Origin of the sequence: Streptomyces coffeae, assembly GCF_016741875.1 — a bacterium.
Lineage (GTDB): Bacteria > Actinomycetota > Actinomycetes > Streptomycetales > Streptomycetaceae > Streptomyces > Streptomyces coffeae.
The window spans coordinates 1-3,525 of sequence record NZ_JAERRF010000092.1 but is presented as its reverse complement, the minus strand read 5'-3'; the positions used below and the strand labels follow the sequence as shown (position 1 = coordinate 3,525).

Below are 3,525 nucleotides of genomic sequence, written 5' to 3'. Positions count from 1 at the left end.
GTTCTGCGCCGCCTGGCTCATCGGGCTCACACTAACGCTCCTGATCGTAGGTGCTGCCGGGGCCGTAGCCCTGTTGGTCATGCTGGTCACGCGTGGGGATCCCGGATCCCGCGGTCCGTCCCCGCTGGACGCCGCGCCGCAGGTTGCTCAGCCTGCCGCGGACGTCCTCCGGGGCGCGGGAGACCTGGGGGCCGCCCTGTCCGGACTGCTCGGCGGCGCCCTCGACCAGATTGGCCTTGGGTATCCGCCGGGGCAGACCGGAGGACGTGACCCCGCCGGCCTTCGGCTCGCGGAGCTGCTCGGCCCGTTGCCAGCGCTGGTCGTTCTCCGACTGCCACTGGCCCTGGCCGGTGTCCTCCTGCTGGGGGGCATGGTGAGGCCGCTCCGGCGCCGCGGGCGCCGCCGGCTCCCCGGCCACTCCCTGTGCCCCTGGGTCCTCGGACGGCTGCCACTGCTTGCCACGACGCGGAAGTCCGGCGTCGGTCAAAGAGCGGCTGTCGCTCGGGGAGGGGCCCGGACGGTGGAACTCTACGCGGTCCCCGGAGACTTCGGGAGCGCTGGGTCCTGATTCCGTTTGGGTCCCGAACTGCGATGCGTAGGGCATCTCGAATGATCCGGAATCGCCCCACTCTCCCTGCTGGGAAGGTGAGTTGTAGCCCACGTAGGGGTGCTGTCCGGTCTCCGACTGTGATGGGTAGCGCGGTTCCGGTTGAGAGTAGGACGGCGCCTCGTAGGACGGCTGGGCCGGCTCCGCGGGGGCCGGGTCGTGCCGGGGCTCCCGCTCCTGCGTCGCGGCCTGCATCCCGCTGTACGGGCCCTGGAACGCGTCCTGGGTGTACGGGGAGTCGTCGAAGCCCAGCTCGGCGGCGGTCCGCTGGGAGGCGGCCGTCTGGTCCTCGTACGCGGGCTGCTGCTCGGGGACGATCCGGGAGACCGTGAAGTCGTCCGGGGGCAGCTCCTCGCCGCCACCGCCGTGGGTGATCGGCTCGGGCAGCATCACCAGCGAGGTGGTCCCCGTCTGCTCACCGGAGGGGCGCAGCTGGACGCGGATGCCGTGCCGGTCCGCGAGGCGGCCGACCACGAACAGGCCCATGCGCTGGGAGACCGCCGCGTCCACCGTCGGCGGGTTGGCCAGCTTGTGGTTGATGTCGGCGAAGTCCTCGGGGGTGAGCCCGATGCCCTTGTCGTGGATCTCCACCACGACCCGGCCGTCGGGCAGCCGTGTCGCGGTGACCCGCACCTTGGTGTGCGGGGAGGAGAAGGTGGTGGCGTTCTCCAGCAGCTCGGCCAGGAGGTGCACCAGGTCGGTCACGGCCGTGCCGTGGATGTCGCTCTCGGAGATCCCCGCGAGCTCGATCCGCTCGTAGGATTCCACTTCCGAGGAGGCGGCGCGCAGGACGTCGATCAGCGGCACCGGCTGGTTCCACCGCCGGCCCGGCTCCTCGCCCGCGAGAATCAGCAGGTTCTCGCCGTTGCGCCGCATACGGGTCGCCAGGTGGTCCAGCCGGAACAGGTGCTCCAGCTGGTCCGGATCGGCCTCCCGGCTCTCCAGTTCGGAGATCAGGGTGAGCTGCCGTTCGATGAGGCCCTGGTTGCGACTGGAAAGGTTCGTAAAGATTGCGTTGACGTTGCCCCGCAGCATCGCCTGCTCGGCCGCGAGCCGGATCGCCTCGCGGTGCACCTGGTCGAAGGCGCGGGCCACCTCGCCCATCTCGTCCTGGCTGTTGAGCGGGATCGGGGCGACGCGGGTGTCCACCCGTCCCGGGTCGTTCCGGGAGAGCTGGTCGACCAGCATGGGCAGCCGCTGCTCGGCCACGTCGAAGGCGGCGTTGCGCAGCTGCTGCATGCTGCGGCTCATCGAACGGGCCATCCGGCCGGCCACGATGAACGCGGCGAGCAGCGCCAGCACCACGATCGCGGAGTTCACGATCGCATCGCGCTTTGCATCCGAAGAGATTTGCGCTGCCTCGTTCACGGCCTTGTCGACCAGACTCTGCTCAACCTGCCGGTAGGCGTCGAACTTGGCCGTGGAGGCGTTGAACCAGACGTCCGGAGTGATGCCCCGGCGCTTCAGCTCCTGCGGCGAGGCACCACTGCCGATGGCAGTGACCATGCGCTTCATGGAGGGCGGCGCGGTGAACTTCTGGCCCGCGGAGTCGGCCTTCCGCTTCGCCTCGGCGAGCTGTGCCTTGGCACGCTTCTCGGCCGCGGCCATGGTGTCCTCGAGCTGCGAGACGTCCTCGGGCATACCGGAGGAGTTGAACTCCCCGATGGCGATGGCCTCCAGGTAGGCGTATGAGCCGAAGGAGGTGAGCTGGATCTTGCGCTGGGCCGCGGAGGGACCGGGCTTGACCAGCAGATGGGTGCCGATGGAGCGCTGGAGCGACTCGGCGCCCTTGGCCAGGGTGATCGCGTAGACCGTGCGGCCGTAGGAGGTGATGTTGCCGGTGCCCAGCCCCAGCTCGTTGGTGAACTCGTTCAGCGAGTGCTGGATGGCGACATAGCCCTCTTCGGTCTTCACGCCGTCGAGACGGTCGGTGTAGGCGTTGCTGCGCAGCGCCGTGAGCTGCGGTTCGGTGGAACGGAACGCCGCGAGGCGCCGCTTGAGGCTCGCCGTCCGCGGCATGTCCTTGACGGCCTCGTCGAATTCCTGCTTCGCCTGGTCGGTGGCGGACCGCGCCTTGCGCACCACATCGGCGTTGGTGCCGGTGAGCAGCGGACCGGCGCTGCGGTCGCGCTCGTCGATCAGCGCGTGGCTGTAGGTCGCCGCGGCGCGGACGACCTGCGCGGTGCGCTCGGCGTCCTGCGCCTCACCCCAGGTCCTGACCGACGAGGCGACCTGGAATCCACCGAAGACCAGGGCGACCAGCACCGGAATCAGCAGAATTGCGTAGAGCCGCGTGCGTACCCGCCAGTTCCGCGGGGAGAACCGGCCACCGTTGTCGGCGGGCGGTCCGGGTGCATCGGCGGGCGACGCCGCTGTGCGCGTACGCGCCGGCGGGGTGAAATTCCCTCGCGCCTCGTGCGCGGGATCCGGCTTGTTTCGCCTCACTCGACCAACAACCTCTCGGCGTCGGCACCTGATGTTGTGCCGTTCCAGCTGAGCCCTTACTGCCCAGTTCAGCGAATTCCAGCACGCCGCGCAGGTGCTTTCCAAACACTGCGCAAAACGGTCAGCCTGTTGTCTAGACCAGAGATAAAACGGGCGTTACGGGTGAGGTGTGTCAAATACCGAACCAATTGAGTGCGCAACGGAGCGGGATGAACGCACTCCGTGCCGATCCGGATGTTTTTCTCTGTCGAAACGTTATGAACGGGAGAGCGGGCCGTGTCGTCCGACACAGCCCGCTCCGACGTTGCGTTCCGGACAACTTCCGGCGCCCGGCTCCTACTTGAGCCGGGCCATCAGCGCGTGCTCGACCAGGGTGATCAGCGCGCTCTTGGCCTCGCTGCGGTGGCGGGCGTCGGTGGTGATGATGGGGGTGTCCGGGCCGATTTGGAGCGCTTCGCGCACCTCCTCGGGGT

At 69.0% G+C, this 3,525-nt stretch carries 1 protein-coding gene and 1 pseudogene; both read right to left on the bottom strand.

The window, feature by feature from the left end:
• Positions 1-31: 31 nt before the first annotated feature.
• Positions 32-3,052 carry a sensor histidine kinase gene (locus tag JK363_RS41030; protein WP_201883425.1) on the bottom strand — a complete coding sequence of 1,007 codons (3,021 nt, stop codon included), beginning with the start codon at positions 3,050-3,052 and terminating at the stop codon, positions 32-34.
• 336 nt (positions 3,053-3,388) lie between these two features.
• Positions 3,389-3,525, bottom strand: a pseudogene (locus JK363_RS41025) (ATP-binding protein); the annotation flags it as partial.